The organism is Aeromonas sp. S5(2024), from assembly GCF_041403025.1.
GTDB lineage: Bacteria > Pseudomonadota > Gammaproteobacteria > Enterobacterales > Aeromonadaceae > Aeromonas > Aeromonas hydrophila.
In genome coordinates this window covers 92,782-118,660 of sequence record NZ_JBGLRI010000001.1, presented here as the reverse complement: position 1 = coordinate 118,660, position 25,879 = coordinate 92,782, and the positions used below count along the sequence as shown (strand labels likewise).

The 25,879-nt window shown below is 65.3% G+C and carries 30 protein-coding genes; 4 read left to right on the top strand and 26 right to left on the bottom strand.

Features of this window, described 5'->3' with window-relative positions:
* Window positions 1-14: 14 nt before the first annotated feature.
* From proX to ACB032_RS00540, 7 genes are all read right to left on the bottom strand, one after another.
* Window positions 15-1,016 (bottom strand): glycine betaine/L-proline ABC transporter substrate-binding protein ProX, encoded by a 1,002-nt coding sequence (gene proX / locus ACB032_RS00570; RefSeq protein WP_371137125.1) that lies wholly within the window; start codon window positions 1,014-1,016, stop codon window positions 15-17.
* Window positions 1,013-2,164: a glycine betaine/L-proline ABC transporter permease ProW gene (proW, locus tag ACB032_RS00565; protein WP_371137124.1), complete on the bottom strand. Its 1,152-nt coding sequence runs from the start codon at window positions 2,162-2,164 to the stop codon at window positions 1,013-1,015. Before proW ends, proX begins: the two co-directional genes overlap by 4 nt.
* Window positions 2,161-3,357: a glycine betaine/L-proline ABC transporter ATP-binding protein ProV gene (gene proV, locus ACB032_RS00560; protein ID WP_011707141.1), complete on the bottom strand. Its 1,197-nt coding sequence runs from the start codon at window positions 3,355-3,357 to the stop codon at window positions 2,161-2,163. Before proV ends, proW begins: the two co-directional genes overlap by 4 nt.
* A 501-nt stretch (window positions 3,358-3,858) precedes the next feature.
* Window positions 3,859-4,350: a type 3 dihydrofolate reductase gene (gene folA / locus ACB032_RS00555; RefSeq protein WP_011707142.1), complete on the bottom strand. Its 492-nt coding sequence runs from the start codon at window positions 4,348-4,350 to the stop codon at window positions 3,859-3,861.
* A 24-nt stretch (window positions 4,351-4,374) separates the two neighbouring features.
* Window positions 4,375-4,842 (bottom strand): threonine/serine exporter family protein, encoded by a 468-nt coding sequence (locus tag ACB032_RS00550; RefSeq protein WP_139749754.1) that lies wholly within the window; start codon window positions 4,840-4,842, stop codon window positions 4,375-4,377.
* The gene (locus ACB032_RS00545; protein WP_011707144.1) at window positions 4,839-5,636 is read right to left on the bottom strand and encodes a threonine/serine exporter family protein; all 798 of its coding nucleotides are present in this window, start codon (window positions 5,634-5,636) and stop codon (window positions 4,839-4,841) included. Before ACB032_RS00545 ends, ACB032_RS00550 begins: the two co-directional genes overlap by 4 nt.
* A 235-nt stretch (window positions 5,637-5,871) precedes the next feature.
* Window positions 5,872-6,213, bottom strand: a complete 342-nt coding sequence (locus ACB032_RS00540; protein ID WP_201886794.1) for a DUF3135 domain-containing protein — start codon at window positions 6,211-6,213, stop codon at window positions 5,872-5,874.
* A gap of 398 nt (window positions 6,214-6,611) precedes the next feature.
* Here ACB032_RS00540 and mog point away from each other — a divergent pair, with 398 nt between their 5' ends.
* On the top strand, window positions 6,612-7,142 hold the full coding sequence (gene mog, locus ACB032_RS00535; RefSeq protein WP_016351777.1) for a molybdopterin adenylyltransferase: 531 nt from the start codon (window positions 6,612-6,614) through the stop codon (window positions 7,140-7,142).
* Between the two features lie 31 nt (window positions 7,143-7,173).
* On the opposite strand, the gene ACB032_RS00530 is transcribed toward mog, so the two are convergent.
* The 18 genes from ACB032_RS00530 to ACB032_RS00445 form a co-directional block, all read right to left on the bottom strand.
* Complete coding sequence (locus tag ACB032_RS00530; protein ID WP_252475806.1) at window positions 7,174-7,512, bottom strand: DUF2541 family protein; 339 nt, start codon at window positions 7,510-7,512, stop codon at window positions 7,174-7,176.
* 164 nt (window positions 7,513-7,676) lie between these two features.
* Window positions 7,677-8,903 (bottom strand): beta-ketoacyl-ACP synthase, encoded by a 1,227-nt coding sequence (locus ACB032_RS00525; protein ID WP_118880599.1) that lies wholly within the window; start codon window positions 8,901-8,903, stop codon window positions 7,677-7,679.
* On the bottom strand, window positions 8,900-9,625 hold the full coding sequence (locus ACB032_RS00520) for a 3-ketoacyl-ACP reductase FabG2 (protein WP_371137123.1): 726 nt from the start codon (window positions 9,623-9,625) through the stop codon (window positions 8,900-8,902). Before ACB032_RS00520 ends, ACB032_RS00525 begins: the two co-directional genes overlap by 4 nt.
* 9 nt (window positions 9,626-9,634) lie before the next feature.
* Window positions 9,635-10,096 carry a hotdog family protein gene (locus ACB032_RS00515; RefSeq protein ID WP_045528372.1) on the bottom strand — a complete coding sequence of 154 codons (462 nt, stop codon included), beginning with the start codon at window positions 10,094-10,096 and terminating at the stop codon, window positions 9,635-9,637.
* Complete coding sequence (locus ACB032_RS00510; RefSeq protein ID WP_371137122.1) at window positions 10,089-11,273, bottom strand: beta-ketoacyl-[acyl-carrier-protein] synthase family protein; 1,185 nt, start codon at window positions 11,271-11,273, stop codon at window positions 10,089-10,091. The genes ACB032_RS00515 and ACB032_RS00510 overlap by 8 nt, the downstream gene beginning before the upstream one ends.
* Complete coding sequence (locus ACB032_RS00505) at window positions 11,270-11,827, bottom strand: DUF3261 domain-containing protein (protein WP_041216269.1); 558 nt, start codon at window positions 11,825-11,827, stop codon at window positions 11,270-11,272. Before ACB032_RS00505 ends, ACB032_RS00510 begins: the two co-directional genes overlap by 4 nt.
* The gene (locus ACB032_RS00500) at window positions 11,824-14,184 is read right to left on the bottom strand and encodes an MMPL family transporter (RefSeq protein ID WP_371137121.1); all 2,361 of its coding nucleotides are present in this window, start codon (window positions 14,182-14,184) and stop codon (window positions 11,824-11,826) included. The genes ACB032_RS00505 and ACB032_RS00500 overlap by 4 nt, the downstream gene beginning before the upstream one ends.
* Before the next feature lie 50 nt (window positions 14,185-14,234).
* Complete coding sequence (locus ACB032_RS00495) at window positions 14,235-14,849, bottom strand: outer membrane lipoprotein carrier protein LolA (protein ID WP_371137120.1); 615 nt, start codon at window positions 14,847-14,849, stop codon at window positions 14,235-14,237.
* On the bottom strand, window positions 14,846-15,271 hold the full coding sequence (locus ACB032_RS00490; RefSeq protein ID WP_096118707.1) for a thioesterase family protein: 426 nt from the start codon (window positions 15,269-15,271) through the stop codon (window positions 14,846-14,848). Before ACB032_RS00490 ends, ACB032_RS00495 begins: the two co-directional genes overlap by 4 nt.
* Window positions 15,272-15,299: 28 nt before the next feature.
* Complete coding sequence (gene hutH / locus ACB032_RS00485) at window positions 15,300-16,862, bottom strand: histidine ammonia-lyase (RefSeq protein WP_371137119.1); 1,563 nt, start codon at window positions 16,860-16,862, stop codon at window positions 15,300-15,302.
* Window positions 16,849-18,552 (bottom strand): glycosyltransferase, encoded by a 1,704-nt coding sequence (locus ACB032_RS00480; protein ID WP_371137118.1) that lies wholly within the window; start codon window positions 18,550-18,552, stop codon window positions 16,849-16,851. Before ACB032_RS00480 ends, hutH begins: the two co-directional genes overlap by 14 nt.
* Window positions 18,549-18,920 (bottom strand): hydroxymyristoyl-ACP dehydratase, encoded by a 372-nt coding sequence (locus tag ACB032_RS00475; protein ID WP_371137117.1) that lies wholly within the window; start codon window positions 18,918-18,920, stop codon window positions 18,549-18,551. Before ACB032_RS00475 ends, ACB032_RS00480 begins: the two co-directional genes overlap by 4 nt.
* Complete coding sequence (locus ACB032_RS00470) at window positions 18,904-20,274, bottom strand: AMP-binding protein (protein ID WP_371137116.1); 1,371 nt, start codon at window positions 20,272-20,274, stop codon at window positions 18,904-18,906. The genes ACB032_RS00475 and ACB032_RS00470 overlap by 17 nt, the downstream gene beginning before the upstream one ends.
* Entirely contained in the window at window positions 20,271-20,858 is a 588-nt protein-coding gene (locus tag ACB032_RS00465; RefSeq protein ID WP_016351791.1) for a hypothetical protein, read from the bottom strand. The genes ACB032_RS00470 and ACB032_RS00465 overlap by 4 nt, the downstream gene beginning before the upstream one ends.
* Before the next feature lie 19 nt (window positions 20,859-20,877).
* Window positions 20,878-21,126, bottom strand: coding sequence for an acyl carrier protein (locus ACB032_RS00460; RefSeq protein ID WP_011707160.1), 249 nt, complete (start codon window positions 21,124-21,126; stop codon window positions 20,878-20,880).
* A gap of 3 nt (window positions 21,127-21,129) precedes the next feature.
* Window positions 21,130-21,396 carry a phosphopantetheine-binding protein gene (locus ACB032_RS00455; RefSeq protein ID WP_005297932.1) on the bottom strand — a complete coding sequence of 89 codons (267 nt, stop codon included), beginning with the start codon at window positions 21,394-21,396 and terminating at the stop codon, window positions 21,130-21,132.
* Window positions 21,397-21,413: 17 nt separating this feature from the next.
* Window positions 21,414-22,172: a lysophospholipid acyltransferase family protein gene (locus ACB032_RS00450; RefSeq protein WP_371137115.1), complete on the bottom strand. Its 759-nt coding sequence runs from the start codon at window positions 22,170-22,172 to the stop codon at window positions 21,414-21,416.
* Window positions 22,157-22,870, bottom strand: coding sequence for a beta-ketoacyl synthase chain length factor (locus tag ACB032_RS00445; RefSeq protein ID WP_371137114.1), 714 nt, complete (start codon window positions 22,868-22,870; stop codon window positions 22,157-22,159). Before ACB032_RS00445 ends, ACB032_RS00450 begins: the two co-directional genes overlap by 16 nt.
* A gap of 176 nt (window positions 22,871-23,046) precedes the next feature.
* Here ACB032_RS00445 and ACB032_RS00440 point away from each other — a divergent pair, with 176 nt between their 5' ends.
* The 3 genes from ACB032_RS00440 to ACB032_RS00430 are packed head-to-tail and all read left to right on the top strand — an operon-like array spanning window position 23,047 to window position 24,869.
* Window positions 23,047-23,511, top strand: a complete 465-nt coding sequence (locus ACB032_RS00440) for a hypothetical protein (protein ID WP_241871852.1) — start codon at window positions 23,047-23,049, stop codon at window positions 23,509-23,511.
* 18 nt (window positions 23,512-23,529) lie between these two features.
* On the top strand, window positions 23,530-24,606 hold the full coding sequence (locus tag ACB032_RS00435; protein WP_253627234.1) for a methyltransferase: 1,077 nt from the start codon (window positions 23,530-23,532) through the stop codon (window positions 24,604-24,606).
* Window positions 24,607-24,653: 47 nt separating this feature from the next.
* Window positions 24,654-24,869, top strand: a complete 216-nt coding sequence (locus ACB032_RS00430) for a hypothetical protein (RefSeq protein WP_042065899.1) — start codon at window positions 24,654-24,656, stop codon at window positions 24,867-24,869.
* Window positions 24,870-24,914: 45 nt separating this feature from the next.
* Here the strand turns inward: ACB032_RS00430 and ACB032_RS00425 are convergent, their stop codons facing one another.
* The gene (locus tag ACB032_RS00425; protein WP_011707167.1) at window positions 24,915-25,670 is read right to left on the bottom strand and encodes a DNA/RNA non-specific endonuclease; all 756 of its coding nucleotides are present in this window, start codon (window positions 25,668-25,670) and stop codon (window positions 24,915-24,917) included.
* Window positions 25,671-25,879: the final 209 nt, after the last annotated feature.

Below are 25,879 nucleotides of genomic sequence, written 5' to 3'. Positions count from 1 at the left end.
GCTACCGCCCCTCGTTACTTGGCGGCGGCGCGCGCCTGGGTCAGCCAGTCGTTCACCAGCGCCTCGTGGCCCTTGAGCCAGGCGTCGGCGTGACGCTCCACGTCCGCCGGCTTGTTCTGCCCCTTGTTCATCAGGCCGTTCTGGACGTTGATGTCATTGAGCGGCAGCTTGACGATGGAGAACAGCCTGGCGGCTGCCGGGTTGGCCTCGGCGAACTGCTTGTTGGCCACGATGTGCATGGTGTTGACCGGGAAGCCGTAGTTCTTGCCGTTCGGCAGCCGGGTCTTGGCCGCATCAGGGCCATCGGCGGGCACCTCCAGCCACACCACGTCCTTGCCCGGCACCAACTCGCTGCTGAGCCAGTAGGGGGTCCAGGTGTAGTAGAGCACCGGCTTGCCGGCCTGGTAACGGGCACGGGTATCGGCGATCAGCGCCGCGTAGTTGCCCTGCTTGTGGGTGACGGTCGGGGTCAGGCCAAACCCGGCCAGATGACGGTTGATCGCCTCTTCGCAGCCCCAGCCCGGGTTGCAGCCCACCAGATCCGCCTTGCCGTCGCCATCGCCGTCAAACAGCGCCGCCAGTTTGGGATCCTTGAGCTGACCCAGGTTGGTGATGCCGTACTGGATCGCGGTCTTCCTGTCGATGAGATAACCCTGGGCGGCCCCGGCCACATAGGTGCCCTCACGGAAGAACACCTTGTCCCCCCCCGCCTGCTCATACTTGTTGTTTTGTAGCGGTATCCAATTGAAGGCGAGGAAGGTGCCATCCCCCTGCGCCACCGAGGCGTAGGCCACGTTGTAATCCACCTCCTGGGCCGGCTGGACGTCATAGCCGAGGCGTGCCATCAGCTTGCTGACCAGCAGGGTCTGAAAGCTCTCCTCCGGCAATGAGCTCTGCAGGGGCTGGACGCGCACGCCCTCCCCCGGCAGCTCGGTGCTGGCCATGGCGAGCGGGCCGAGCAGTTGGGAGCTCAACAGCAGGGACCCCAGGGTCAGCGTCTTGGTGATGAGTCTCATGCATTTACTCCTTTGTAATCGATTGACTTGTCGCGGCCGAGCAGGCGCAGCAGCAGGGCGGCGGGGCCGCGTTGATACCAGCGGCCGGTACGGCTGCGATCCGGCTGTCCCATCGCCTGGGTCAGGCGGTCGAGCACGATGGCCAGCAGCACGATGCCGAGGCCGCCGATGGAGGCGAGCCCCATGTCGAGCCGGCCGATGCCGCGCAGCACCATCTGGCCGAGCCCCCCCACCGCGATCATGGAGGCGATCACCACCATGGAGAGTGCCAGCATCAGGGTCTGGTTGACCCCGGCCATGATGGTGGGCATGGCGAGCGGCAGCTGTACCTTGAACAGCAACTGGGAGGGGCTGGCGCCGAACGAGTGGGCCGCTTCCACCAGATCCGCAGGCACCTGGCGAATGCCCAGCATGGTCAGCCGGATCATCGGCGGCAGCGCGAAGATGACGGTCACCACCACCCCGGGCACGTTGCCGATGCCGAACAGCATGACGATGGGGATGAGGTAGACGAAGGCCGGCGTGGTCTGCATCGCATCCAGCAGCGGCCGGGTCCAGCGCGAAAGTCGCTCGCTCCTCGCCAGCAGGATGCCGACCGGCAGCCCGATCAACACGCAGAAGAACAGCGAGGTCAGCACCAGCGACAGGGTCACCATGGCATCGGACCAGGCGCCGATCAGCCCCACCACCACTAGCGAGAACAGGGTTCCCAGCGCCATGCGACCGTTCACCAGTTGCCAGGCGATCAGGGTCAGCAGGCCGATCATCAGGGTGGAGGGCACCGTCTGCAGCAGATGGGTCATGCCGCCCAGCGCCAGCTCCACCGGCGCGCGGATCAGCTGAAACACGGGACGCAGATTGTCCACCAGCCAGCCGATGCCGCCCTCGACCCAGCTATCCAGCGGCACCAGCGCCTGCTGGAAGGGATCCAGCCAGTCGACGGCGGCAGCGGTGTCGACCGTCTCGATCTGGTTCTGCCAGTCGGTCGCCTCAGTGTCGATACTGCCCCAGGGATCGGCAACCTCGGTGGCAACCGCACTGGCCCCCCAGGGGTCGACTGCCGCCTCGTCCGCACGCAGGGAGGGGCTCGCCAGCAGCACCAGGGCCAGCAGCCCGCTCAATAAAAAATGGGGATTCATCCGCTTCATGCCGGGGTACTCCTGTCCAGGGTGTTCAGCAGGTTGGCCTTGGAGATGAGGCCCAGGTAAGTGCCATCCTCCTCGACCACGGGCACCTGACAGGGGGCGGCCGCCACCTGGCTGATCAGTTCGTTGAGGGCAGTGTCCGCCAGAATGGGCTGGATGTCCGCCAGCAGCGCCTGCTCCAGGCTGCCTTTGGCCCTGACCGCCTGACCGAGCGACTCCACCGAGACGACCCCGATGAAGCGGCGCCGGCGATCCACCACGTAACCGAACTCCCGCTCCTGCTCCTTGAGCTGGCGAAGGGCGTTGCCGGGCCCGTCGGTGGTGTGCTTCTTGATGAGCGGCATCTGCTTGCGGCTGGCCACATCGCGAGCGCTGAACACGTTGGCGAGATCCACCCCGCGAAAGAAGGCGCGCACATAGTCGTTGGCGGGCTGGTTGAGGATCTCGTCCGGGGTGCCGACCTGCACCAGCTGGCCGTCCTGCATGATGGCGATGCGATCGCCGATGCGCATCGCCTCGTCCAGATCGTGAGAGATGAAGACGATGGTGCGCTGCTGGCTGGCCTGCAGCTTGAGCAGCTCATCCTGCATCTCGGTGCGGATCAGTGGATCCAGCGCGGAAAAAGCCTCGTCCATCAGCAGGATGTCGGGGTCGTTGGCGAGTGCGCGGGCCAGGCCGACCCGCTGCTTCATGCCGCCGGAGAGGGCATCGGGGAAGGCATCGATCCATTGACCCAAGCCCACCTGATGGAGCGCCTGACGGGCGCTCTGCTGGCGCTCCGCCAGCGGCACACCGGCCAGCTCCAGCCCGAAGGCGGTGTTTTCCAGCACGCTCAGGTGCGGCATCAGGGCGAAGGACTGGAATACCATGCTGATCTTCTTGCGCCGCACCTGACGCAGCTCGCTGTCGGAGATGGCGGCGATGTCCTCGCCATCGATCAGCACCTGGCCGCGGGTCGGCTCGATCAGCCGGTTGAAGAGACGCACCAGGGTGGATTTGCCCGAGCCGGAGAGGCCCATCACCACGAAGATCTCCCCTTCGTCGATGGCCAGATTGACATCCTGGACCCCCAGGGTCTGCCCGGTTTTTTGCAGGATGCTGGCGCGGTCATGCCCTTTCGCCAGCAATTTGAACGCTTTTTCCGGCTGATCGCCGAAGATTTTGTAGAGTGATTTAACCTCGAGTTTGACTGTCATATTGTCCTTTTTTCTTGGCCGACGACTTGCCTGGCAAACCGTCGAACGTGAGCCAATTACTTTTAACACTAAGTAATTACCAGCCAAAATAAAAGAACCAAAAGAGTCCAAACAAAAAAGCAAAATCATAATCAATTGATTTTTAAGGATTATTTAGCACCATAAAAATTCATCAAAAGATGGTGCAAGACCCTGTATCAGGCCATGAAATGCAAATGAATTCAATCTAAATACCTGTTAGATTGAGAAAAAAAGCCGGGAAAAGGTCAAGATAATGCGCCAGACAAGGAAGGCACCTCGCGTATCTGCCAAGGGCAATAAAATGATTAGATAGCTAATGATTTTTAAATCCACTTTAGGGAGAAAAGCAGAGAGGGCGCTGGTCAATCGATACCCTGAACAACGGCTCCATTCATCCCTCGCGCGGCAGCTACGGGCAACAAAAAGGCCCCTTGTGCAGCACAAGGGGCCTTTTATCTGCCAGCGAGTTAACGTCGCCCGTCAGCGCCGCTGCCAGGTCTCGAAACAGTAGGAGTGGGGATTCTTCTCGTCAGGCTGATGTGACTCGCGCTCGATGCAGGACCAGTCGCCCTCGTCGAAGGCCGGGAAGCGGGTATCCCCCTCCACCGCCAGATCGATACGGGTCAGATAGAGCCTGTCGGCCCGTGGCAACAGCTGACCGTAGAGATGACCGCCCCCGATCACCATCAGCTCGGCCACGTCGCTGCCGGCCAGCAACGCCAGTGCCGCATCCACCGAATCGATGACCTCCACGCCGTCGGCCCGGTAGTCGGGGTTGCGGCTGATCACCAGATTGCGGCGGCCAGGCAGCGGCCGCCCGATGGATTCAAAGGTCTTGCGCCCCATCAGCACCGGCTTGCCCAGGGTCACCCGCTTGAAGTGGGCCAGATCTGCCGGCAGGTGCCAGGGCATCTGGTTGTCCAGCCCTATCACCCGATCGTGGGCCATGGCGGCAATCATGGAAATCATCATGGGGTCAACCTCTCGAACCGTCGGTCAGATAATGGGGCGGTTACGGTACACGACCAGGGAGGGGATCGCCAAACCGAAACTCAGGGCCCCCACGATAAACAGCGCCTTGAGGCCGTTTTCCACCGCGCTCTGGATAAGCTCCATGGTCACTCCGGAGATATTGAGCTCCACCACCGCGATCATCGCCTTGAACGCATAGCTACCCGGGATCATGGGGATGATGGAGGCGACGCTGAACACCGGGCGCGGCGCCAGCAGCCGGCGCGACCAGTAGACACAGACAAAGCCGACCGTGGTCGCCGCCGCCAGGGTGGCCCACTCGATGGGCATGCCCTGATGGATCAGCAGGGTGCGCAGGCTGTGAGCCAGCGCGCCGCCCATGGCGCAGTACTTCAACATCCGTGGCGGCACGTTGAACAGCATGGCAAACCCCACCGCCGGAATGGCCGACCAGAAGGCATCCTTGGCCAGCAGCCAGATGAACTCCATCATACCTTCCACCCCCAGATACCGGTCACCGACATGGCGAGAATAATTCCTATCGCCGCGCTGATGGTCAGCAGGGTCGCCGTGCCCCAGCGGGCCAGCCCCATGTTGAAGTAACCCTTCACCATGTCGGAGACCGCATTGATGAGCGGAAAGCCCGGCACCAGCAGCAGTACGCTGGCCGCCATGGCGAGATAGGGCTGCGCCCCCCAGTTGAAGAAGGTGGCACTGGAGGCGAGCAGGGTGGCGATGAAACCGGTGGCGGCAAAGTTGATGAGGGGGCTGTGGTGATGGCGGGCAATCAGCTGGCGTACCCGCATGGCGACCGAGGCCGAGAAGCAGGTCACCAGGAAGATGGGCCAGTCACCGCCAAACAGCAGGCTGAAGGCGCCGCAGGAGAGCCCCACCATGGGCACCACCAGCCAGGGGTGATAGTGAAACGGCACTATGGCATCGAGCCGTTGACGCACTTCCCGCGCGCCGATCAGCTCCTTCTCCGCCATGATGCAGATACGCTGGATCTCGCACACCACCTGCATGTTGATGCCATGCTCGCGCACCCGCCGGGTGGTGGTGACGCAGCTGCCCTGATAGAGGCTGGTGAGCACGATGGCGCTGGAGGAGATGGCCATCTCGACGCTCTCCAGCCCGAGCGCCATGCCGAGCCGGACCGTGGTCTGCTCGATGATGCGACTCTCGGCGCCGAACTGGGCCAGCATCTGGCCCACCTTGACGATAATGCGGGTGATTTCCGTCTGCTGCTCCCGCGACAGCACCCGTCTTGGTGTGATACTTCTCATAATCCCTTCGAGTCGTAGCAAATTAAAAAAGTCTCGCCATATTAGCCTAACAATCGGCGCCATACATCTACACATATCACGCCAATAACCAAACTCAAATAAAATAAAAGGCGACACAAAAATACATCAAATGGATTACAAATCACGCCAAACTGTTCAACGTTCGTCAGCCGGCCTCACCCGGCAACTGCGCAGAATAACGGGAATATATTTCAACAATTACTCGGAAATAATATTATTTTTTCTTGCGGTAATAATTGCTGAAATAGAGGACATTGTCCTCCTTATATTCCGGCAGTGGTTCAGCATAATCAGGATCATTGAGATGAACCATTTCACAGCGCATGGAATAAAAGGAGTCGTGCATCATGGCAGCAATCCGGATGCAGCTGTCCAGGTTGTTTTTGGCCAGCTGACGCTGACAGTCGATGCGAAATTGCAGGCCGCGCAGACGCATTTGCTGCTGCGGGCTGACCCGGTCGATCAGCCCCTCAATCTGCTGCTGCAGCAACTCGTCGAGCCGCTCGGGCTCCGCCACCGCCAACCGTTTCAAGGTATCAAAATCAGGCAACTCCATATGCCCTCCCGCGGCCAGCCGCTGCATGGTGATACTCAAACAACAACAATCGGTTCATATTTTCACCAATCGCATATGGAGTTATATAAGCCGAACCCCGCCGCGGTTCAATCTGCCCAGCCCGCTTTCCCCTCCTCTTGCGCCAAAAGATGACGGCGAGGCGGGAACCCAGACGGGTTATTCGTTATGGATCAACCGATTATTCCTGAATATCGATGGCGGGTTCGTTTATACATTTTTGGCACGGCAATATGCCGATGTTATGTCTTATTGAAAGGAGGCTGCCAATATGGTTTGCCATTTGACGCTCGCCTTCGCGCCGCCATCCGGCTGGTTTAACATATCTTGCTGATTATGTTATTTTATTTGCCACTTATAGCGGCAACCAAGAGCAGACCATGAGCAAGGCAAGAATCGGTATCGTCACCGTCAGCGATCGCGCCAGTGCAGGCATCTATGAAGACCTGTCCGGCAAGGCCATCATCGACACGCTGAACGCATATTTGACCTCGGCGTGGGAGCCCGTCTATCAGGTGATCCCCGATGAACAGGAGCAGATCGAAGCGACCCTGATCCGGCTGGCGGACCAGGAGCAGTGCAGCCTCATCGTCACCACCGGCGGCACCGGGCCGGCCAAGCGGGACGTCACCCCGGAGGCCACCGAGGCGGTGTGCGATCGCATGATGCCGGGCTTTGGCGAGCTGATGCGGGCCGAATCCCTCAAGTTCGTGCCGACCGCCATCCTGTCGCGCCAGACCGCCGGTTTGCGCGGCAGCTCGCTCATCGTCAACCTGCCGGGCAAACCCAAGTCGATCCGCGAGTGCCTGGATGCAGTCTTCCCCGCCATCCCCTACTGCATCGACCTGATGGAAGGCCCCTATCTCGAGTGCGACGAGACCGTCATCAAGCCGTTCCGTCCGAAGAAATAAAAGCTGGGCGGGGATTTGCCCCGCCCTTTGCTTATTTGCGGCCGTACACCTTGACCCCGGCCTTGCTCCCTTCCGAATTGCCGTACACCTCGATCCGCTTGATGCAGAGCCGGCTGCCGAGGGATTTCCACCCCGACTCCTGATCCTCTTTCAGATCCTTGTCGAAATAGAGGGTCTTGCTGCGATCGTTGCCATAAAACACCTTGACCCGCTCCAGGGTCAATTCCCGCCCTGCCTTGACCATGATGGATTTGGTCGGCCGGCAGGCGAGCATGGGAATGATGGCGGGATGATCGCCGACCCCGAGCAGAATGGTCTTGCCCAGCCGAAATTCATCATCGGCCATGGCGGAGGCGGCCAGCGCCCACAACAAGCTGGATAACAGAACGCCCTGCAGGACACGCAGCCGCGCGGCGGCACAAGAAAAACCAGATAACAAAGACATGATGCCTCCCGAAAAAAACGGGGGGCATATTAATTCATCAAGGCTAAACCCAGCCTGTACCGGCGCCCTGCCTGGCAGGGCACCGACACTCAGGACCAGCGTTTGAAGATGAGGGAGGTGTTGATGCCGCCGAAGGCGAAGTTGTTGGACATCAGGTACTCCACCGCCAGCGTGCGGCCGCTGCCCACCACGTGATCGAGCGGGGCGCAGGCCGGGTCCGGTTCGCTCAGGTTGATGGTAGGGGCAAACCACCCCTCCTGCATCATCTCCAGCGCCAGCCAGGCCTCGATGGCGCCGCAGGCCCCCAGGGTGTGGCCAAAGTAGCTCTTGAGCGACGAGATGGGGGTACGGTCGCCGAAGATGGCGGCGGTGGCGTGGCTCTCGGCGATGTCACCGCGCTCGGTGGCGGTGCCGTGAGCACTGATGTAGCCGATGTCGGCGGCCGTGAGCCCGGCCTGGGCCAGCGCCATCTCCATGCAGAGCTGCATGGTCTCCTGCTGGGGCTGGGTCACGTGGGCGGCATCGCAGTTGGTGGCAAAGCCCACCAGCTCGGCGAGGATGGTGGCGCCGCGCGCCTGCGCATGCTCCAGCTCCTCCAGCACCAGGGTACCGGCCCCCTCGCCTATCACCAGCCCGTCCCGCTGCCGGTCAAACGGACGCGGTGCCAGTTCGGGGTTGTCGTTCATCTGGCTGGTGGCAAACAGGGTATCGAACACCACGGCCTCCGACGGGCAGAGCTCCTCCGCCCCGCCGGCCACCATCAGGGTCTGGTAGCCGTGCTTGATCGCCTCATAGGCGTAGCCGATGCCCTGGCTGCCGGAGGTGCAAGCGCTGGAGGTGGGGATGACCCGCCCGCGCAGGCCGAAGAACAGCCCGGTGTTGACCGCCGCCGTGTGCGGCATCATCTGCACATAGGTGGTGGCCGTGATGCTGGCGGTGCTCTTGTCGTTGAGCATGACCCCGAAGGCGCGGATGGGATCCGTGCTGCCGGTGGAGGAGCCGTAGGCGATGCCGGTGCGCCCGTCGGTGAGCGCCGGGTTGTCCAGCAGCCCCGCCTGCGCCAGCGCCAGCTCGCTGGCGACGGTTGCAAGCGCCGAGACCCGCCCCATGGCGCGGGTCTTCTTGCGCGGATAGTGGGCCGGCAGCGTGAAGTCCGGAATGGGGGCCGCCAGCCGGGTGTTGAGGCCGTCGTAGATGGCCCACTCCGGCATGTTTACCACGGCGTTGCGCCCCGCCTGCAGGCGGGCCCGCACACTCGGCCAATCCTGCCCGAAGGCGGTCACCCCGGCCATGCCGGTCACCACGACCCGCTTCATACCATGCCTCCGTTGATGGAGATGACCTGGCGCGTGACATAGCCGGCGATGTCTGACATCAGGTAGGAGACCAGCCCGGCCACCTCGTCAGCCTGCCCCATCCGCTTGAGCGGGATCAGTTTCAGCGCCTCCGCCTTCACCTCTTCGTCCACCATGCCGGTGTCGATGAGGCCGGGGGCCACGCAGTTGACCGTGATCTTGCGCTTGGCAAGCTCCAGCGCCAGCGCCTTGGTGGCGCCCATGATGCCCGCCTTGGCGGCGCTGTAGTTGACCTGGCCCCGGTTGCCCATCAGCCCGGACACCGAGGAGATGGTCACGATGCGGCCGCCCCGGCGCAGGCCAATCATCGGCATGATGCAGGGCTTGAGCAGGTTGTAGAAGCCGTCCAGGTTGGTGTGCAGCACCCCGTCCCACTCCTCTTCGGTGAGGGCGGGGAAGGCGCCGTCACGGATGATGCCGGCGTTGCAGACCACGCCGTAATAGGCGCCGTGCTCGGCCATGTCGGCCTCCAGCTGCGCGCGGCAGCCCTGCCGATCGGCGATGTCGAACTGAAGCAGGCGCCCCTGCCCACCGGCCGCCTGCAGGCTGGCCAGAGTGGCTTCGGCCCCGGCCCGATCGCTGTGGTAGTGCACCACGATGGAAAAACCGTCGGCCGCCAGCTTGAGGGCGATGGCGCGGCCTATCCCCTTGCTGGCGCCCGTGACCAATACGCTAGAGATCATGAAGCTTCCTCAGGCTAACAAATCGGACAATTCGCCGGGGCTCGGCTGGTAGGTGGAGAGTCGCGCCTGGGCGCACTCCTCCCCCGCCAGCAGGATCCGGCAATCAAAACTGGCCATGCCGCCGTCTTGCAACAGGCAGCAAGCCTCGATGGTGAGCAGGCTGCCGGCCGCAAAGGCGGGGCGCAGGCAGCGATACTTGCGACTGCCGAGCAGCATGCCGATGCGCACCGGCTCGCCGCGCAGCCGCCCCTGCATGCCGGCCCAGGCGGCAATGGTCTGCGCCATCAGCTCGATGCCGACCCAGCCGGGCAGGTTGCCCTCGCCATCCAGCAGCAGGGCATGGCGGGCACCGATGCGGGTCTCGCAGCGCGCCTGCTGGGCATCCGCCGCGCAGAGCCGGTCCAGCAGCAGCATGGGGGCCTGGTGGGGCAGCAGGGTCTCGATGGCGGGCAGTGAACCTGGCTCATTCATGGTGAACGCTCCCAAGCAGCAGGCTGACATTGTTGCCACCGAAGGCAAAGGAGTTGGAGAGCACCCGGGGCGCCGCGAGCGGCACCTCGCCACTCACCAGCTGGATGGGCGCCAGCGCCGGATCCGCCGTCGTCACCCGCTGGGGTGGCAGCGGCAGGGCGCGCTCCAGCAGCAGGCAGGCGAGCGCCGCCTCGATGGCCCCCGCCGCCCCCAGGGCATGACCGGTGAGCGGCTTGGTGGAGCTGCAGGGCACCTCGGCACCAAACAGCCGATGCACCGCCTGGCTCTCCATGGCGTCGTTGAGACGGGTGGCGGTGCCGTGCAGGTTGACGTAGCCCACCTGCGCCGGTGTCAGGCCCGCCTGGGCCAGCGCCATCTGCATCGCCGCCTCGGCGCCGATACCGTCTGGATGGGGCGCCGAGATATGCCAGGCATCGGACGATTCCCCCGCCCCCAGCAGCGCCAGCGGCGCAGGCGTGCGGCTCAGCAGAAACAGCGCCGCCCCCTCGCCGATGTTGATCCCCTGGCGCGCCTCATCAAACGGCTGGCAGCGCGCACAGCTGAGGGACTCCAGGCTGTCGAAGCCGTTGAGAGTGAGTCCGCACAAACTGTCGGCGCCGCCCACCAGCACGGCGTCCACCAGCCCGGCCGCCAGCAACCGCTGGCCGCTGATGAAGGCGCGCGCGCTGGAGGAGCAGGCGGTGGAGATAGTCCAGGCCGGCCCGGTCAGGCCGAGGTGGCGAGCCAGAAATTCGGACGGCGAACCCAGCTCCTGCTGGCGATAGTCAAAGGCAGGCGGCACGGCCTCCCCGCGCCGGGCGGCCGCCACCGCCAGCTCGGCCTCGCCGATCCCGGCGGTGCTGGTGCCAAGCACCAGCCCCACTCGCGCAGGGCCATGGGTCGCCAGCGCCTCGTCGAGAGCGGGCCGCACCTGGGCCAACGCCGCCAACAACAGCTGGTTGTTGCGCGAAGCATAAGGAGCCAGCGCCGCCGGTATGGCCGGCAACTCGCCCTCCACCCGTCCCACCGGGGTCTGGCGGCCATCCAGCAGCGGCGCCCGGTGGCGATCCAGCGGGCTCACGCCCGACTGCTGCCAAGCCAGCAGCGCCTCGGCGCTGGCATCGCGCCCGATTCCCAATGCCGAGACGAGGCCGTAGGCGGCGATATAACAGCTCATTGGCTCAGGGTCTCCAGTTGCAGGCGGTAGTGGAATACGTGCTGCTGCAGGCCGACCGGCTCGCGCACGCCGTCGACGTCGCGGTAGCGGATCTCGGTGACCAGGGCACCGTCGGGGGCGCGCAGCCGGCGCAGCGGCCCTTCGTCGCGCAGCGTCCAGCCCGGTGGCAGCTGCGACTGCCAGCTGGCGAGCGGCCAGTAGCAGAGCATCACGTCCGCCAGCACCTGGCTCACCGGCGGCATGCCAGTGGTGAGCAGCGGGCTGAGCTGGCGGGTGGAGATCCCCTGCTGGTCATAGCGCACCAGGAACAGCCGCACCCCGCTCGGGGTCAGCCCCACCAGGGTCAGCTGGCGGCCGTCGGCCTCCAGCACCGTCATCAGCTGGTGAGTGCTCTCCCCCACGCTGGCGGTCAGCAGTTGCTGGCGATAGAAGGGGGCGGCCAGCACGGGGGCCGGCAGCGTCATGACGGTCCCCTTGTCGAGATAGGCGGTGGGGGTCGGCTGACTGCTGCAACCAGCCAGCAAGAGAATGATAAAGGCGAACAGTGGTCTCATGGTTGCTCCTGCTCCCGGTGGCCCTGCACCGGCGGGGTACATGCCGGCTTGTTCAATCCCTGTTTATCCAGCACCAGAGGCGACAACAGGAAGGCGGTAAAGATACCGCCGCTCAGCACCAGACCAAAGCCCGCGATGGCAGAGGTGTGGCTCAGCGCCAACAAACCGAACGAAAGCTGGGTGGTCAGGTTGGCCAGCAGAATGGCGAACATGGTCGAACGCTGGCGCAGGGGATCCCCGCCGCTGTAGGCAAAAAAGAGGCTGTAGTCGATGCCGATGCCGAAGATGAGGCTCATGGCCAGCACCCCGAACAGGGTGAGCGGCTGGCCGCAGGCGGCCAGCAGGGCCAGCCCGAACCCCAGCGAGAACCCGCTGATCAGCAGGATCCGCCCCCCCTTGCGCCAGCCGAAGCGGGCCCACAGCAGTCCCCCCACCAGGGCGATCGCCACCAGCAGCAGTTCGGTCAGCTTGACCCGGTAGTGGGCGAACAGCTGGCTCCACTGATTGCGCGGATCCTGCCAGAACACCCCCTCCTGCCCCTCGGCCAGGGCCGCCACGGCGGCCGCATCCGTCACGCCGTTGACCGGCAGCCAGAGCGCCACCCGGCCATCGGCCATGGTATGCCACAGCAGCCGGCTCCCCTCGCTGACCGGGCTGGCCAGCCACTGCTGCGGGGTCAGAGGGTGCCAGGGGCGAGGCTCGGCCTTGACCGGCACCCCGGCCAGGTTGAGTCGCGTCACCACCTCCGGCAACAGGCCCGTGAGGGCGGCGTGATCCGCCTGCTGCTGCGCCAGCGAGGGCAGCCACTGGGCCAGTGACACGAAGCCCGTCAGCTGACCCTCTGCCTTGGCCTCAGCCAGTTTGCCGCTCATGGCCTCGAGCCGCTGCAGCGCCGTTTCACCATCGGCCGCCGTCACCAGGAAGCCGGTCATGCCCCCCTGCTGGCCGGTGAGGCGCTGGATCTGCCGCTCCTGGGCCTGCAGCTCGACGGGCAGCGGTTGCAGGCGGGCGATGTCGTCATCGACGGCCAGCCGGCTCAAGCCCGCCCCGATCAGGGCCAGCCAGAGCAGGGGCACGCCCCAGCGCAAGAGACGCCACTCGCGCCACCACTTGAGCCAGAGCGCCATCGGCACCAGCACACGCGCCTCCCGCTGGGGCAACTCCCCGAGCCAGAGCGGGTACAGGCAGAGCACGGTAATGAACGACGCCGTCAGCCCCACCAGGGCACACAGAGCCATCTGCTGCAGGCCGGGGAAGGGGGCAAGCCAGAGCAGGCCATAGCCGACCAGGGTGGCGAACAGCGCCATCGACAGGCTGGGCAGCAGGCGGGCACGGGTCTGGTGCGGACTCTCCTGCCGGCCATGCAGGCGCCGCTCGGTCAGGAAGTGGATCCCGTAATCTATGATGCCGACCAGGCTGGAGCTGATCACCAGGGTGAACATGTGCACCTCGCCAAACCACAGCAGCACCGCCAATACCCCCCAGGCGAGGCCGACGGCGATGGGCAGCAGGGAGATCCAGAGCGCCCGCAACGAGCGAAACGCCAGCCACATCAGCAGCAAGACCCCGACCGTGGAGCCGAGCCCTATGGTGGAAATGTCCTGCTGGGCCAGCTCGCTGGCATGCTGGCTGTAGAAGAGGGTGCCACGGCGCAGCAGCTCCACGCCCGGAAACTCGGCCTTGAGGCGTTGCTCCGCCTCGTTGAGCCGGCCCAGCAGCTCGCTGTTGCGGGCAAGGTCGAAGGCCGACAGGTCCAGCTCGGCGCGCAGCAGGTACCACTGCCGCCCGGCCTCGGCCCGGCTGCTCAGCCAGCCGTGGTCGAGGCGCAGGGGGCTGGCCATCTGTCCCTGCACCGCAGCCCGGGTCAGCAGCAGGGGATCGGCCTGCCACTCGGTGCGGGAGACGCCGCCAAAGGGGCTGTAGATCTGGCCGAGCACCCACTGGCTCCAGACCTCTGGCCCTGCGGCCAGGCGCGCCCGGCTGCCATCGTCGAGGCGCTGCCAGCCATAGTCATAGATGAAGCCTTGCCAGGCGGAGGCCAGCTCCGGCTGGGCGGCGCGCACCGCGCTGAGCTCGGGCAGGGCCTGCAGGTCTTTTGCCCACGCCTGCGCCGCGGCCTGGCCATCCTGCCCCGCCGGCAGGCTCAGCATCCAGACAAGCTGCCTGTCGACCTGGCGCAACAAGCCCTCACGCAGGGCGGGATCCAGCGCGGAGCGCTCCTCGTGGGGCAGCAGGTCCATCAGGCTGGTGTTGATGCGGCTGTGGGAGAGCTGCCAGCCGAGCAGCGCCAGCGCCAGCGCGCTGAGCAGCAGCCAGAGCCAGGAGAGCCAGCGCCAGGTGGTTTCAGCTTGCAGCAAGAGGGGCTCTCCTCGTCCCGGCGGGGGCGCCGCGCTGGCGCGTCATCGTGCTAGTGGGCAGCAAAGCGGGCCTGCTCCTCAGGGGTCAGCGGCAGGGCGCGATCCCGCCAGCCACTGAAACGGATGCGGGTGCTGTCACCCTGCTTGTCGGCGATGAGCAGCTGATCCAGCTGCCCCTGTCCGCTCAGGGTGAGGCTGGCAAACACCTTGTCGAGCGGTGCCAGGGTCGGCACCAGCACCAGCTGCCAGCCCGCCTCCGTGCTGTGAAAATCGATGCTGAAGTAGCGGCTCAGGGTCGCCTCATCCGAGCCAAACAGCGCCAGCAGCATCTGGCTGAACTCCAGCAGCTGGGGGTTGTCGATGACGGTGGCGGGCTGGCCCGCCATCTGCTGCACCATGCGCGTCGGCGTCAGGACAAGGGTCAGCGGGAAGGGTTTCTGCTGCTGCCACCAGAGCCCCTGATCGCGCACCAGCAGCAGCTCGCCGGAGGCTTTGAGCGGCTGGCTCAGCCCCGCCACCTGCTTCTCCTGCTCGAAGCTGGCCTGCTTGGCCTGGCTCAGGGCGAGCAACTGCTGCACCTCGGCCCGGCTCAGGGGCGCCGCCAGCAGCGGCCATGTCAGCAACAGGAGCAAACCGGCCAACAGCGGCCTTGTCAGCCGGCTCATTGGCTCACCCCCAGCTTGTCCAGCAGCACCTGGGGCGAGGCCAGGCACATCTCGCCGCTCGCCTTGCTCACCGCCACCTGGATGCTGTAACCCTTGCTGGTGCGGGTGCCGCTCGCGGCGTCGCTCAGCAGGTAGTCGATCTTCAGGCGGTTCTGGTACTCGGTCAGGGTGGCGCGCACCCGCACCCGCTGGCCGAAGCGCAGCGGTGCCAAGTACTTCATCCGGGTATCGATGATGGGCCAGAGGTAGCCGGAGGCCTCCATCTGCGGGTAGTTGTAGTCGATGAGGTCGAGCAGGGCGCAGCGGGCCAGCTCGATGTAGCGAAAGTAGTGGCCGTGCCAGGCCACCGCCATCATGTCCACGTCGTGGAACGGGATGGTCACCTCGACTTCGGCGCTGATCTGCCAGGGTTCATTCTGCATGGCTTGTCTCATCAATAGTGACCTTGTCTCAGTTCCGGTTCGGCCCATAAAGGGGATAGTGACGCTGGCGAATGCGGGCGATCAGCGCCCTCAGCTCGGGCTCGAGCCCCCGATCTTCCAGCAGCGGGGCAAACTCGGCCCGCACCTGCGCGACCATGGCGGCCAGCGCCGTGCCAAGCGGGCGGGTGAAGGGGGTGGGCCGGGCCAGGCGCAGCTCCACACCCTGCACCGCCGCCAGCAGGCAGGCGGCCGCCACCTGTTCGGTCAGGGTCAGCACCCGCAGCGCATCGCGCGCCGCTATGGTGCCCATGCTCACCTTGTCCTGGTTGTGGCACTCGGTGGAGCGGGAGAAGACGCTGGCGGGCATGGTTTGCTTGAGCGCCTCCGCGGTCCAGGCCGAGACACCGATCTGCACCGCCTTGAAGCCGTGGTTGATCATCTGCCGCTCCTCTGGCGCGCCGGAGAGGTTGCTCGGCAGGCCACCGTTGAACTTGCTGTCCACCAGCTGGGCCAGCTGGCGATCCAGCAGGTCGGCCAGGTTGGCGACGGCCGCCTTCATGCTGTCCATCGCCATGGCGATGTGGCCGCCGTAGAAGTGGCCGCCGTGCATCACGTGCTCCTCTTCCCCATCGATCAGCGGGTTGTCGTTGGCGCTGTTGAGCTCGTTTTCGATGAGCTGACGCCACCAGGGCAGGCTGTCGGCTACCACCCCGATGACGTGGGGGGCGCAGCGCAACGAGTATCTGTCCTGCAGCCGGTCGCTGTGGCGCGGCAGCTCGCCGGCCACCAGGTCTTCCCTCAGCCAGGCCGCGATGCCCTGCATGCCGGGGTGCGGCTTGGCGGCAAACAGCCGCTCGTCGAAGTGGAAGGCGTTGCCCCCCATGGCGACGCTCACCAGGGCGGTGATCCGGGTCGCCAGCCGCATCAGGTAGTCAGTGCGGGCGTAGGCAAGGCAGGCCAGCGCCGTCATCACCGAGGTGCCGTTCATCAGCGCCAGCCCCTCTTTCGGCCGCAGGGTCAGGGGGGTGACCCCCAGCTCCCGATAGACCTCGGCGGCGGGGCGCAGCACACCATCGTGATGAAGCTCACGCTCCCCCACCAGCACGGCGGCGACGTAGGAGAGCGGGGTGAGATCGCCGCTGGCGCCCACCGACCCCTCTTCGGGAATGCGCGGCACCAGATCCTGCTCCAGCAGCCAGCAGAGCCGTTCGAGCAAGGCCGGGCTGACCCCGGAGACCCCCTGCGCCAGCGAGCAGAGCCGGGTCGCCAGCACGGCGCGACCGGCATCCAGTTCGAGATCCGCTCCCAGCCCGCAGCCGTGAAAACGGGTCAGGTGCAGCGGCAGCTCAGGCACCAGCTCGGTCGGCACCGGCCGGGTCACCGAGTCGCCGTAGCCGGTGGTCACCCCGTAGATGACCCCCTCTTCGGCCAGCAGCCGGTCGAGAAAGTCGGCGCCCCGCTGGATGCGGGCCATGAAGGCGGGATCCGGATTCAGTGCGGGGGTGGCGCGCCCTTCGGCCAGGGCCACCACGTCCTCTATGGTCAGCGGCTCGGCGCCGAAGGTGACCCGTCTCATCTCACTCTTGTTCATCGGTCAGCTGCCAGAAATCAAAAAAGTTGAACCAGTCCAGCGGGGCCTGCAGGCAGTGATGCTGCAGGCGATCGGCATAGGCCTGCACCCGGGACGCAAGAATCTGTTGGCGCCCTTGCCGCGGCAGGGGCTGGCCATCGGCAAAGGGCTCGAAATGCACCCGAAAGCGGCCCCGCTCCTTGAGGCCGAACATCAGGTAGACCGGGCATCCCAGCACGCTGCTGAGCACGAAGGGGCCGAGCGGAAAGGGGGCCGGCGCGCCGAGAAAGTCGGCCCAGATCACCCGCTTCTCCCGGGTCACCGAGGTGCGATCGCCGACGATCACCACCCACTCCCCCCGCTCCAACTTCTCCTTGAGCAGGATGGCGGTATCGGCCCCCAGCTCCTGTACCTGGATGAGATTGAGGTGCGAATCCGGGTTGATCTGTTTGAGCAGGGCATTGAAGCGGGCCGCGTGGCGGGTAAACACCAGCGCATTGATGCGCAGCCCCTGCTTGCGACTGCCCAGGGCGCGGCACAGCTCGAGATCGCCGAGGTGGGAGCCCAGCAGTAGCACGCCCTGACCGCTGTTGATGGCGGCCTGGTAGTGCTCCGCCCCCACCAGTTCCACCTCTTGCTCGGTGATGTCGCCGCGCCAGCCCGCCAGCTTGTCGAGCGCCGCCTCGCCAAAGCGCAGGAAGTGGCGAAAGCTCGATCTCGGCTCAGGGGGCAGCGCCACTCCTTGCGTGCGGGCGAAGCGCTCGAGGCGGGTCAGATAGGCTTGGGATGCCTGGCGCTGGGCCCGGCCGGTCAGCCAGAAGTAGCCGATGACCGGATAGAGCAGCAAGGAAAACCCGCGCCGCCCCAGCAGGCGGTAGCTGGTCAGCATAATCTGCATGCCGAGCAGGGATCCCCGCTCCGGGGTGCGCGACCAGTGGGTGCGCCGCTCGCGCCACAACTGCGCCGCCCGGGCGCCGAGGCGGCGGGGCCAGCGGCCGAGGCGCAGCAGCTGATCCCACAGCAGGCGGCACACCAGCCGGGTGTGCATCCAGGAGATGTCGCGGTTGTCGCGCCAGAGCTGGAAGTGGGAGCTGCCATCGGCGGGATAGATGACCCGGGTCGGCACGAAGCGCACCGCCACCCCGGCCCAGTAGAGGCGCACCATCACCTCGGTGTCGAAATCCATCCGCCGGCCGAGCGCCACCCGTTCGAGCAGTGCGCAAGTGGCCGCCAGCGGATAGACCCGAAAGCCGCACATGCTGTCCTTGATGGCAAACGACAGCGTCTCGATCCAGACCCAGACATGGGTGATGTAGCGGCCGTAGAGGCGCCCCTTGGGCACGGAATCATCGTATAGCGGGCGGCCGGAGACAAGCGCCGCCGGGTGCTTGTCCGCCTCGGCCAGCAGGGCCGGAATGTCCGCCAGATCGTGCTGGCCGTCGGCATCCACCTGCAGGGCGTGGCTGAAGCCGAGTGCATGGGCGCGGCGCAGCCCCGTCATCACGGCGCCACCCTTGCCCTGGTTGTGGGGGTGGCGCAGCAGGGTAACCCAGGGGTAACGCGCAGCCAGCGCATCCAGCTCGGCGGCGGCGACGGGCTCGCTGCCATCGTCGATCAGCAGGCAGGGCAGCCCGTATTCGGCCAGCCGTGCCAGCACGGCGGCCAGCGGGCCGGCGTGGTTGTAACAGGGAATCAGAATACAGGGCGTCATGGGATCAGCCGCACCCGTCCGCTGCTCGCCGGCTCATCGCCGAGCAGGTACTGAAAGAGGAGCTGGCCCTTGTCTACCTGCCACTGCAGGTGCAGGCTGCACTCGGCCCCGGGGCGCAGGGGGCGCTGGAACTTGAGCTGATCCAGCCCGTGAAACGGCTGATCCAGCTTGAGCAGGCTGGCAGCATAGTGCATCACCCAGTGGATCTGGGTCACCCCGGGCAGCAGGGGGGCGCCGGGGAAATGGCCCGTAAACCAGGGCAAATCGGGATCGAGCCGCAGTTGCAGGCGCACCCCGTCGGCCAGCGTCTCGCAGGCCAGCACGGTGGGCAAGGTGTTCGCTGGCAGAGAGTCAACCGAGAGGCTCATCGAACAGCTCCTTGAGTTGTGGCCAGGGGCGCTTGCCCTGGGCGTTGACGGGCATCTGTTCGACCCGGCGCACGCTGCGCGGCAGGGCGACCGGCTCGAGCCAGGGTCTCAGTTGCTGGCGCAGGGTCAGCAGGAAACGCCCGGGCCCGAGCTCGGCCCAGCGGGCGGCGCCCAATTCGCTCAGCACCAGTACGGCGCCGAGGATCTGGCGCTGGCCTTGTTGCAGCGGCAGCACGGCGGCTGCCTCCACCTCCGCCAGCCCCTGCAGGCGCGCCTCCACCTCGTCGAGGGAGATGCGCTTCTCCTCCAGCTTGACCACCCGATCCTGGCGGCCCAGCAGCTCGAAACCGCCCTCGTGCAAGGCGATGCGATCGGCGCAGGCCAGCCACTCCGCCGTCGGCAGGAAGGGGGAGCGCAGCAGCAGGCCCTGCTCCGGGCCGACCCGCACCTCGACCCCGGGCAGCGTCGTCCAGGGGGTCTGTACCTGGTGGCGCTGGCGCCAGCCGATGCCGCCGGTCTCGCTGCTGCCGAAGATCTCCACCGGCAGCTGACCGAACAGCTGCTTGGCCTGCTGGGCATCGCCCGGTTGCAGGGGGCCGCCGGAGGAGACGATCAGCCGGCAGCCGGCGGCAGCAATGGCCGGGTCGAGCCGGCTCAGAAACGCAGGAGAGGCGATCAGGCACCAGGGGGCCATTTGCAGCGCCAGCTGCTCCGGGTAGTCGATGCTGCGACGATCAAAGGGGCGGCCGAGACCAAGCGGCAACAGAATGCGAAACAGCAGGCCGTAGATGTGCTGGTGACTGACGCTGGCCAGCACCCAGGTGCCCGCCAGCCGCTCGCCCCACAGCGCCATCTGCACCCGCAATTCCGCCTCCAGCTGGGGCCAGGCCTTGGGGATCGCCTTGGGCTCGCCGGTGGAGCCGGAGCTGAACAGGGTGAGATCGAGGCGCTCGGGCGGCAGGGTTGCGCCGTCTGCCTCCTGCTCGTCATCCGCCGCCAGCAGTGGCAGCCTGAGCTGCGCCGCCGTGAGCGCCGCACCCGGCAGCTCGCCGTCGGTGAGCAGGCCGTCGAACTGGCTCTGCAGCGCCTGCAAACCGGCCAGCCGCTGATGGCCCGGCAGGATGGCCCGGTACCCGCCGAGGGCGCAGGCAAGCAGCGCCTGGGCAAACAGCAGGCTGTCATCGAAACAGAGTGCCCAGCGCATGCTTGGCCGCTCGGGGCCGGCCAGACGGGCCATGGCCCGCGCCAGCTGCAGACTGCCGCGACGCAGCTCGGCCAGGGTCACTTCGCCATCCGGGCCAAACGCCACCACGCGCTCGCCGTCCCGCTGCCAGATAGTTTGCAGCAGGGTCATGGGGCCAGCCTCTTGAGCAGGCGGCGGCGCACCAGATACTCAGCGCCCATCAGGCCGCCCATCAGGGCGTAGCTGATGAGGCCGTTGTAGAGGCTCCAGAGCGCCAGATCCCCGTGCCAGATGGTGAAGGCCGCCAGCGCGCCGTTGATAACGAAGAAGCCGCACCAGACCTGGGTCACCCGCCGGGTGTAGCCGATGGCTGCCGGTGGCAAAGCGGGATCCTGCAGGCGGGCCAGCCGCTCCACCAGGCTCATGGGTCGGGTCAGGCTCCAGCCGAACAGGCACAGCAGCGCCAGGCTCACCGCCAGCGGGTAGTAGAGCAGCCAGTGCCGGGCGCTGAACAGGGCCGACAGCAGAGTCAGCCCCAGGCCGATGCAAGCCAGCAGACGGCCCAGCCAGAGCCACTCCGGCAAGGGGCCGAGCCGGACCCGCCCCTTGAGCAGGCCGGGCAAGAGTCGCAGCGAGAAGATGAGCAGCAGACCGAGCAGCAGCGGGGTCTGACCGGCGTGGGTCAGCCCCCAGTAGACCGCCAGCGGGTAGAGCAGCAGGGCACCACCGGCCAGCCAGGAGAGCCAGCGCATCATGGCAGGGCGTGCACCGGCATCAGGCGTCGGCCAGCAGACGCTCGACCGCATCCACCACGTCGTTGACGCTGCGCACCGACTTGAACTCTTCCGGCTTGATCTTCTTGCCGGTCAGCTTCTGCAGGTGCACCACCAGATCGATGGCGTCGATGCTGTCGAGCTCGAGATCCTGATAGAGACGGGCCTCGGGGGTGATGGCCTCTTCGTCGACCTCAAACAGCTCGACGAGGGCGGCCTTGATCTGGGCAAAGATGTCGTCACGGGTCATGGCTCAGGCCTCCCCTTTCGACTGGGCCTGCACCAGGGCGACCAGCGCCGCGACGGAGGCAAAATGACGACGGGTGTTTTCATCCTCGGCGGAGAGCACGATGCCGTAGCGGCCCTTGATGGCAAGGCCCAGCTCCAGCGCATCGATGGAGTCCAGCCCCAGGCCGTCACCGAACAGCGGCGCCTGACTGTCGATGTCGTCAGGGGTGAGTCCCTCGAGGTTGAGGCTGTCGATGATGAGTTGTTTTATCTCTAGATGCAGGTCTTGCATAACTGTTCCACATGCTGTCATTGGGGCCCCGGTTGCAGGGCCTGGGTGAGAAACCGGGTCAACTGGCGGGCGGCCAGCGCACTGCTCTGGCCGGTGGCGACCACCTCGTCCGCCGCCACTTGCTGCAGGAATTCTATGGTGAAAATCGGCTTATTTTCCGGGATCTTGAACCATTTGTCCTGCTTGGTGAGAAATCGGGTGCTGCAGTGGATCCGCACCAGTTGCAACGGCACCTGGCTGCGCACCGCCAGCTGGGCCGCGCCGCGCTGCAGCTTGATGGGTTCGCCCGGGGTGGTGCGGGTTCCTTCCGGGAACACCAGCAGCAGGCCGCCGGCCCGGATCCGCCCCTGGCACAGGGCCAGCAGATCCTCGCCTGCCACGTTGGGCAGGTAGTCGGCGGCCCGTACCACGCCGCCGATGAAGGGGTTGCGCCAGAGGGACTGCTTGACGATGCAGTCGCACACCGGCATCTCGGCCGCCAGCATGACGTAATCGAGCAGGCTGGGGTGATTGGCCACCACCAGGGCACCGCGCAGGTGGGCGGGCATGCCGTTCACGCGGTAATCGAGCACTCCCCAGCCGCGCAGCACGCCGAGAAACAGCCGAAAGCTGTGGCGGATGGTGAGCTGGGCCAGGGTACGGCGCCGCTCGCCGCGCAGACAGAGCGCCAGCAGCGGAAACCAGAACAGGGAGAGCAGCAGGCCACCCACCCCGAACAGGGTGAAGCCCAGAGCCGTGCCGATCAGCCGCCATCCCCGGTTCAGCAACGCTGCCATCTCCACTCCTGACGGTCATCAGCGAGGATCAGGGTCGGCTCGCCTCGCAGCAGAGCACGCCAGCAGGCCAGACTCTGGGGCAGCGGGCGGGCGGCCGACGCGGCGATGCCACGCGCCCCCGCGCAGCGCCACTCTTCGCCCGCCGTCAGCACCAGCCCCAGCGCGTGGGGTGGCGCCTCTTGCGCCAGCCAGGGGCGGTGAAACGCGGGCACCGGCCCCTCGAAGGCCACCAGCAACACCCGACGGGCACCGGCCTGCAGGGCGCAGACCGCTTCGGTCAGGCCCGCCATCAGGCTGTTCTCCCCCGCGGCCAGCGAGGTCATGGGGATGGCGGCCTTGCCCTGAATGGAGCAGAGCCCGGCGGCGGTGTTGTGCACCGACATGGAGAAATCGGTGGGCGACAACGCCTGCCCGTCCGCCAACGCCTGCAGCAGGGTCATGGAGCGGGCCAGCTCGCCGTGGCGGCTGACGAAGACGGCACTGTCTATCTGGTGGCGGGCCAGCAGGCTCAGCCCCACCTGCACCGCCAGCCGGGCGCCCTGACTCAGGCGGCGCGCCATCATCATCGGCAGCAAGGGGGTGGCGGGAAACGGCGGGTCGACCGGCCAGCGGCCCTGCTGCGCCCACGCCTGCCAGGCAGCCTCATCGGCCAGACCGGGTGACAGGGCCTGACTATCCAGCAGCGAGAAAGAGAGCATGTTTCGGGCAACCTGTCCTTACATCGATGGGTGGACGCGAAGACGATAAAAGGCACTCACCCGGTGGGCAGTGCCTGCTCCACGACATTGAATGGCGTCATCGGCTTAATACCGGCGGATAATACCATTATTCATCAAAAATAATAGCCAGCGCAGATTATCAACCGCCTTGGTGATTGAAAATAAACTATTTGTGTTGTCTCATTGCCACGCCCAAATTGATGAATATCCTTCCCAAGGAAAATATTATGAAACTCATTAATAAAATATCCCTGCTGCTGGCCTGTGCCCTGCTTGCCGCCTGCTCCACCAGCCAGCCAATTCGCAATATGGCAGCCAATCCGGTGCCCTTCAATCTGACCGAAGAACAGGTGGCCAATGCCATTATTACGGCCGGCATCAGCAAGAACTGGGTAATGCGCCAGGAGCAGCCAGGACTAATTCGAGGCCAGGTCAATGTGCGCCAGCATCAGGCGGTGATAAATATTCCTTATAGCGCTCGCGATTATTCCATTAATTATGTGAGCAGCGTCAATCTGGACGACAAAGGCAAGGGCAGCATCCACCGCAGTTATAACCGCTGGGTACTGGGTCTGAACCAGGCCATTCAGGCGGAACTCGCCCGCACCCAGAGCCGCTGATCCGGCAGGAGCCACCCCGTGAATCACTATCAGGCGGATCCCTACAACGCGCTGGAAGCCATCAGCGAGGCCCAGAAAATCGCCTTCGGGCCCATGCTGTTTCAGGCCAGCTGGTGCCTGCGTGAAACCGGGGTGCTGGCCTATCTCGAGACCCGCGGCTCGCAGGGGGCCGCACTGGCCGACATCGCCCAGGCGTGTCAGCTCAGCGAATACGGCGCCGGCGTGCTGCTGGACATGGGGCTCGGCGGCGGACTCTGCTATCTGAGCGAGGAGCACTATGTGCTGGGCCGGGTCGGCAAATACCTGCTGCACGACGCCATGAGCCGGGTCAATCTCGACTTCACCCAGCACGTCTGCTATCAGCCCCTCGCCCACCTGCTCGACGCCATCCGCGACGGCACCCCCGCCGGTCTACAAGAGTTCGGCCCCTGGCAGACCCTCTATCCGCACCTGAGCGAGCTGCCCGAGCCGGCCCGCCGCAGCTGGTTCGCCTTCGATCACTTCTACTCCGACTGGGCCTTCCAGCAGGCCCAGGACAAGGTGTTTGGCTACGAGCCGCGCCACCTCTATGATCTTGGCGGCAACACCGGCAAGTGGGCCATCGCCTGCGCCAGGCGGGATCCGGCGCTGCAGGTCACCATCCTGGACTTGCCCGAGCAGCTGGCGCTGGCCCGCTGCAACATCGAGGAGGCGGGGCTGGCGGCGCGGGTGCATGGCCACCCGGTGGATCTGCTGCAAGCGGGCCCCCTGCCCGGCGAGGCGGATATCTGGTGGATGAGCCAGTTTCTCGACTGCTTCAGCCACGCGCAGATCGTCGCCATCCTGAACCGGGTCCGGCTGGCCATGAAAGCGGACGCCCGGGTCTGCATCCTGGAGCTGTTCTGGGACAGGCAATCCTTTGAAGCCGCCAGTTTCAGTCTCAACGCCACCTCCCTCTACTTCACCTGTCTGGCCAACGGCAACAGCCGATTCTACCACTCCAAACAGCTGTACCAGTGCCTGCGCGAGGCCCACTTTCACGTGGAGGCCGAGCACGAGATCCCGGGGCCCGGCCACACCCTGCTGGTTGCCCGCCCATTGCACACGAGGCCATAATGCCGCCATCGGCATGGAGATGATGATGAAACGAGAAGGAGCACGGCATGAGGCGTGACTGCATGACCCTGATGGCGATCGGCCTGGTTCTGGGCAGCCTGCTCGGCGGCTGCGCCGACATCAAGGAGGCGGGCAGAACCGTGGGGCACACCACCCGCAACGTGACCCGCGAGATTGGCCACACCACCCGCGACGTGACCCGGGAGATCGGCCACGGCACCCGGGATACCGTCAAGAAGGTCGGGGATGAACTGAGCAAATGAAAACAGGGGCCGCGGCCCCTGTTTTCATGGTGCTCATGACCAGGCTCAGTTGCCCCACATGGCCATCAGCTGAGACTCCATGGCCTCTTCCTGCTCATCCGGCAGCTCGGCGAAGAAGTCCAGTCCGGTCTGCTCCTCCACCGCATCCACCGTCACTATGTAGTCTGCCAGCTTGCTGGCCGACACGTTCTGCTGCGGCAGGATGAAGGCGATCGCCTCCTTGTTGGCCACATCCATCACCACCCGGTAATAGGCGTGGGGCACGGTCACGCCGTTGCCGATGGAGGCGTCGGAGTTGGTGAAGATGGGGCCGGTGATCACATAGACATCCTGATAGGCAATGGCCCACTGCCGGGTCTTCTCCTCCAGGATGCGCCAGGCCCCCTGGTTGAGCGCCGGCAGCTGCGGGGTCATGTTGGTCAGCAGGAAGCTTTGCTTCATGGTGGTGGCGGTGGAGCGCATGTCCGCCGCCGGCGCCTGATGGCCGCGGTCATAACCGGAGCCCTTGTAGTCGGCCAGGGTGGCGCGGAACTGCACCGGCACCTCCTTGTCCTCGGCAAAGGCATCCTTGCGCGGCACCTGGCCCTGGGCGCTGGCGGCCGTCATTCGATAAGAGACCCAGTCAGAGACCTTGGTGTCGTAGTTGTAACCGGCGGCATAGCCATCCCGGCACAGCAGTTGACTGGATTGGCTGGGCACCCCGAGCTTGACGTGATCCTTGCATTGGAAACCCGCCGCCAGGCTCGGGAAGGTGGTGAGAGTGAATCCGATAGCCAGAACTAATTTATTGATATTATTCATTATTATGCCACTCCTTGTATTAGGCGGAGTGATTTGACACCAGGTCGGATGAGTAAGGCAATCGAACAAATTGTGAGCGTGCCGGAAATGTGAAGAGGGCTGCAAATCGGTAAAATCGCCGTCGCCAGCTGGGGGATTGTTATCCCTTTGTCATTGTGTAGTGCAGTAACTTCGAGAGACTTATCAGATAGATAGGAACAAAAAAGCGG

What these genes read in the sequence shown, in the direction of transcription:
- ACB032_RS00425 (WP_011707167.1), bottom strand. Translation starts at nt 25,670, where the DNA reads ATGAATAATATCAATAAATTAGTTCTGGCTATCGGATTCACTCTCACC.
- ACB032_RS00505 (WP_041216269.1), bottom strand. Translation starts at nt 11,827, where the DNA reads ATGAGACCACTGTTCGCCTTTATCATTCTCTTGCTGGCTGGTTGCAGC.
- proV (WP_011707141.1), bottom strand. Translation starts at nt 3,357, where the DNA reads ATGACAGTCAAACTCGAGGTTAAATCACTCTACAAAATCTTCGGCGAT.
- folA (WP_011707142.1), bottom strand. Translation starts at nt 4,350, where the DNA reads ATGATGATTTCCATGATTGCCGCCATGGCCCACGATCGGGTGATAGGG.
- ACB032_RS00465 (WP_016351791.1), bottom strand. Translation starts at nt 20,858, where the DNA reads ATGATGCGCTGGCTCTCCTGGCTGGCCGGTGGTGCCCTGCTGCTCTAC.
- ACB032_RS00525 (WP_118880599.1), bottom strand. Translation starts at nt 8,903, where the DNA reads ATGAAGCGGGTCGTGGTGACCGGCATGGCCGGGGTGACCGCCTTCGGG.
- ACB032_RS00480 (WP_371137118.1), bottom strand. Translation starts at nt 18,552, where the DNA reads ATGACGCCCTGTATTCTGATTCCCTGTTACAACCACGCCGGCCCGCTG.
- ACB032_RS00540 (WP_201886794.1), bottom strand. Translation starts at nt 6,213, where the DNA reads ATGGAGTTGCCTGATTTTGATACCTTGAAACGGTTGGCGGTGGCGGAG.
- ACB032_RS00460 (WP_011707160.1), bottom strand. Translation starts at nt 21,126, where the DNA reads ATGACCCGTGACGACATCTTTGCCCAGATCAAGGCCGCCCTCGTCGAG.
- proW (WP_371137124.1), bottom strand. Translation starts at nt 2,164, where the DNA reads ATGAAGCGGATGAATCCCCATTTTTTATTGAGCGGGCTGCTGGCCCTG.
- ACB032_RS00520 (WP_371137123.1), bottom strand. Translation starts at nt 9,625, where the DNA reads ATGATCTCTAGCGTATTGGTCACGGGCGCCAGCAAGGGGATAGGCCGC.
- hutH (WP_371137119.1), bottom strand. Translation starts at nt 16,862, where the DNA reads ATGAACAAGAGTGAGATGAGACGGGTCACCTTCGGCGCCGAGCCGCTG.
- proX (WP_371137125.1), bottom strand. Translation starts at nt 1,016, where the DNA reads ATGAGACTCATCACCAAGACGCTGACCCTGGGGTCCCTGCTGTTGAGC.
- ACB032_RS00475 (WP_371137117.1), bottom strand. Translation starts at nt 18,920, where the DNA reads ATGAGCCTCTCGGTTGACTCTCTGCCAGCGAACACCTTGCCCACCGTG.
- ACB032_RS00430 (WP_042065899.1), top strand. Translation starts at nt 24,654, where the DNA reads ATGAGGCGTGACTGCATGACCCTGATGGCGATCGGCCTGGTTCTGGGC.
- ACB032_RS00550 (WP_139749754.1), bottom strand. Translation starts at nt 4,842, where the DNA reads ATGATGGAGTTCATCTGGCTGCTGGCCAAGGATGCCTTCTGGTCGGCC.
- ACB032_RS00455 (WP_005297932.1), bottom strand. Translation starts at nt 21,396, where the DNA reads ATGCAAGACCTGCATCTAGAGATAAAACAACTCATCATCGACAGCCTC.
- ACB032_RS00515 (WP_045528372.1), bottom strand. Translation starts at nt 10,096, where the DNA reads ATGAATGAGCCAGGTTCACTGCCCGCCATCGAGACCCTGCTGCCCCAC.
- ACB032_RS00450 (WP_371137115.1), bottom strand. Translation starts at nt 22,172, where the DNA reads ATGGCAGCGTTGCTGAACCGGGGATGGCGGCTGATCGGCACGGCTCTG.
- ACB032_RS00445 (WP_371137114.1), bottom strand. Translation starts at nt 22,870, where the DNA reads ATGCTCTCTTTCTCGCTGCTGGATAGTCAGGCCCTGTCACCCGGTCTG.
- ACB032_RS00510 (WP_371137122.1), bottom strand. Translation starts at nt 11,273, where the DNA reads ATGAGCTGTTATATCGCCGCCTACGGCCTCGTCTCGGCATTGGGAATC.
- ACB032_RS00470 (WP_371137116.1), bottom strand. Translation starts at nt 20,274, where the DNA reads ATGACCCTGCTGCAAACTATCTGGCAGCGGGACGGCGAGCGCGTGGTG.
- ACB032_RS00545 (WP_011707144.1), bottom strand. Translation starts at nt 5,636, where the DNA reads ATGAGAAGTATCACACCAAGACGGGTGCTGTCGCGGGAGCAGCAGACG.
- ACB032_RS00495 (WP_371137120.1), bottom strand. Translation starts at nt 14,849, where the DNA reads ATGAGCCGGCTGACAAGGCCGCTGTTGGCCGGTTTGCTCCTGTTGCTG.
- mog (WP_016351777.1), top strand. Translation starts at nt 6,612, where the DNA reads ATGAGCAAGGCAAGAATCGGTATCGTCACCGTCAGCGATCGCGCCAGT.
- ACB032_RS00490 (WP_096118707.1), bottom strand. Translation starts at nt 15,271, where the DNA reads ATGCAGAATGAACCCTGGCAGATCAGCGCCGAAGTCGAGGTGACCATC.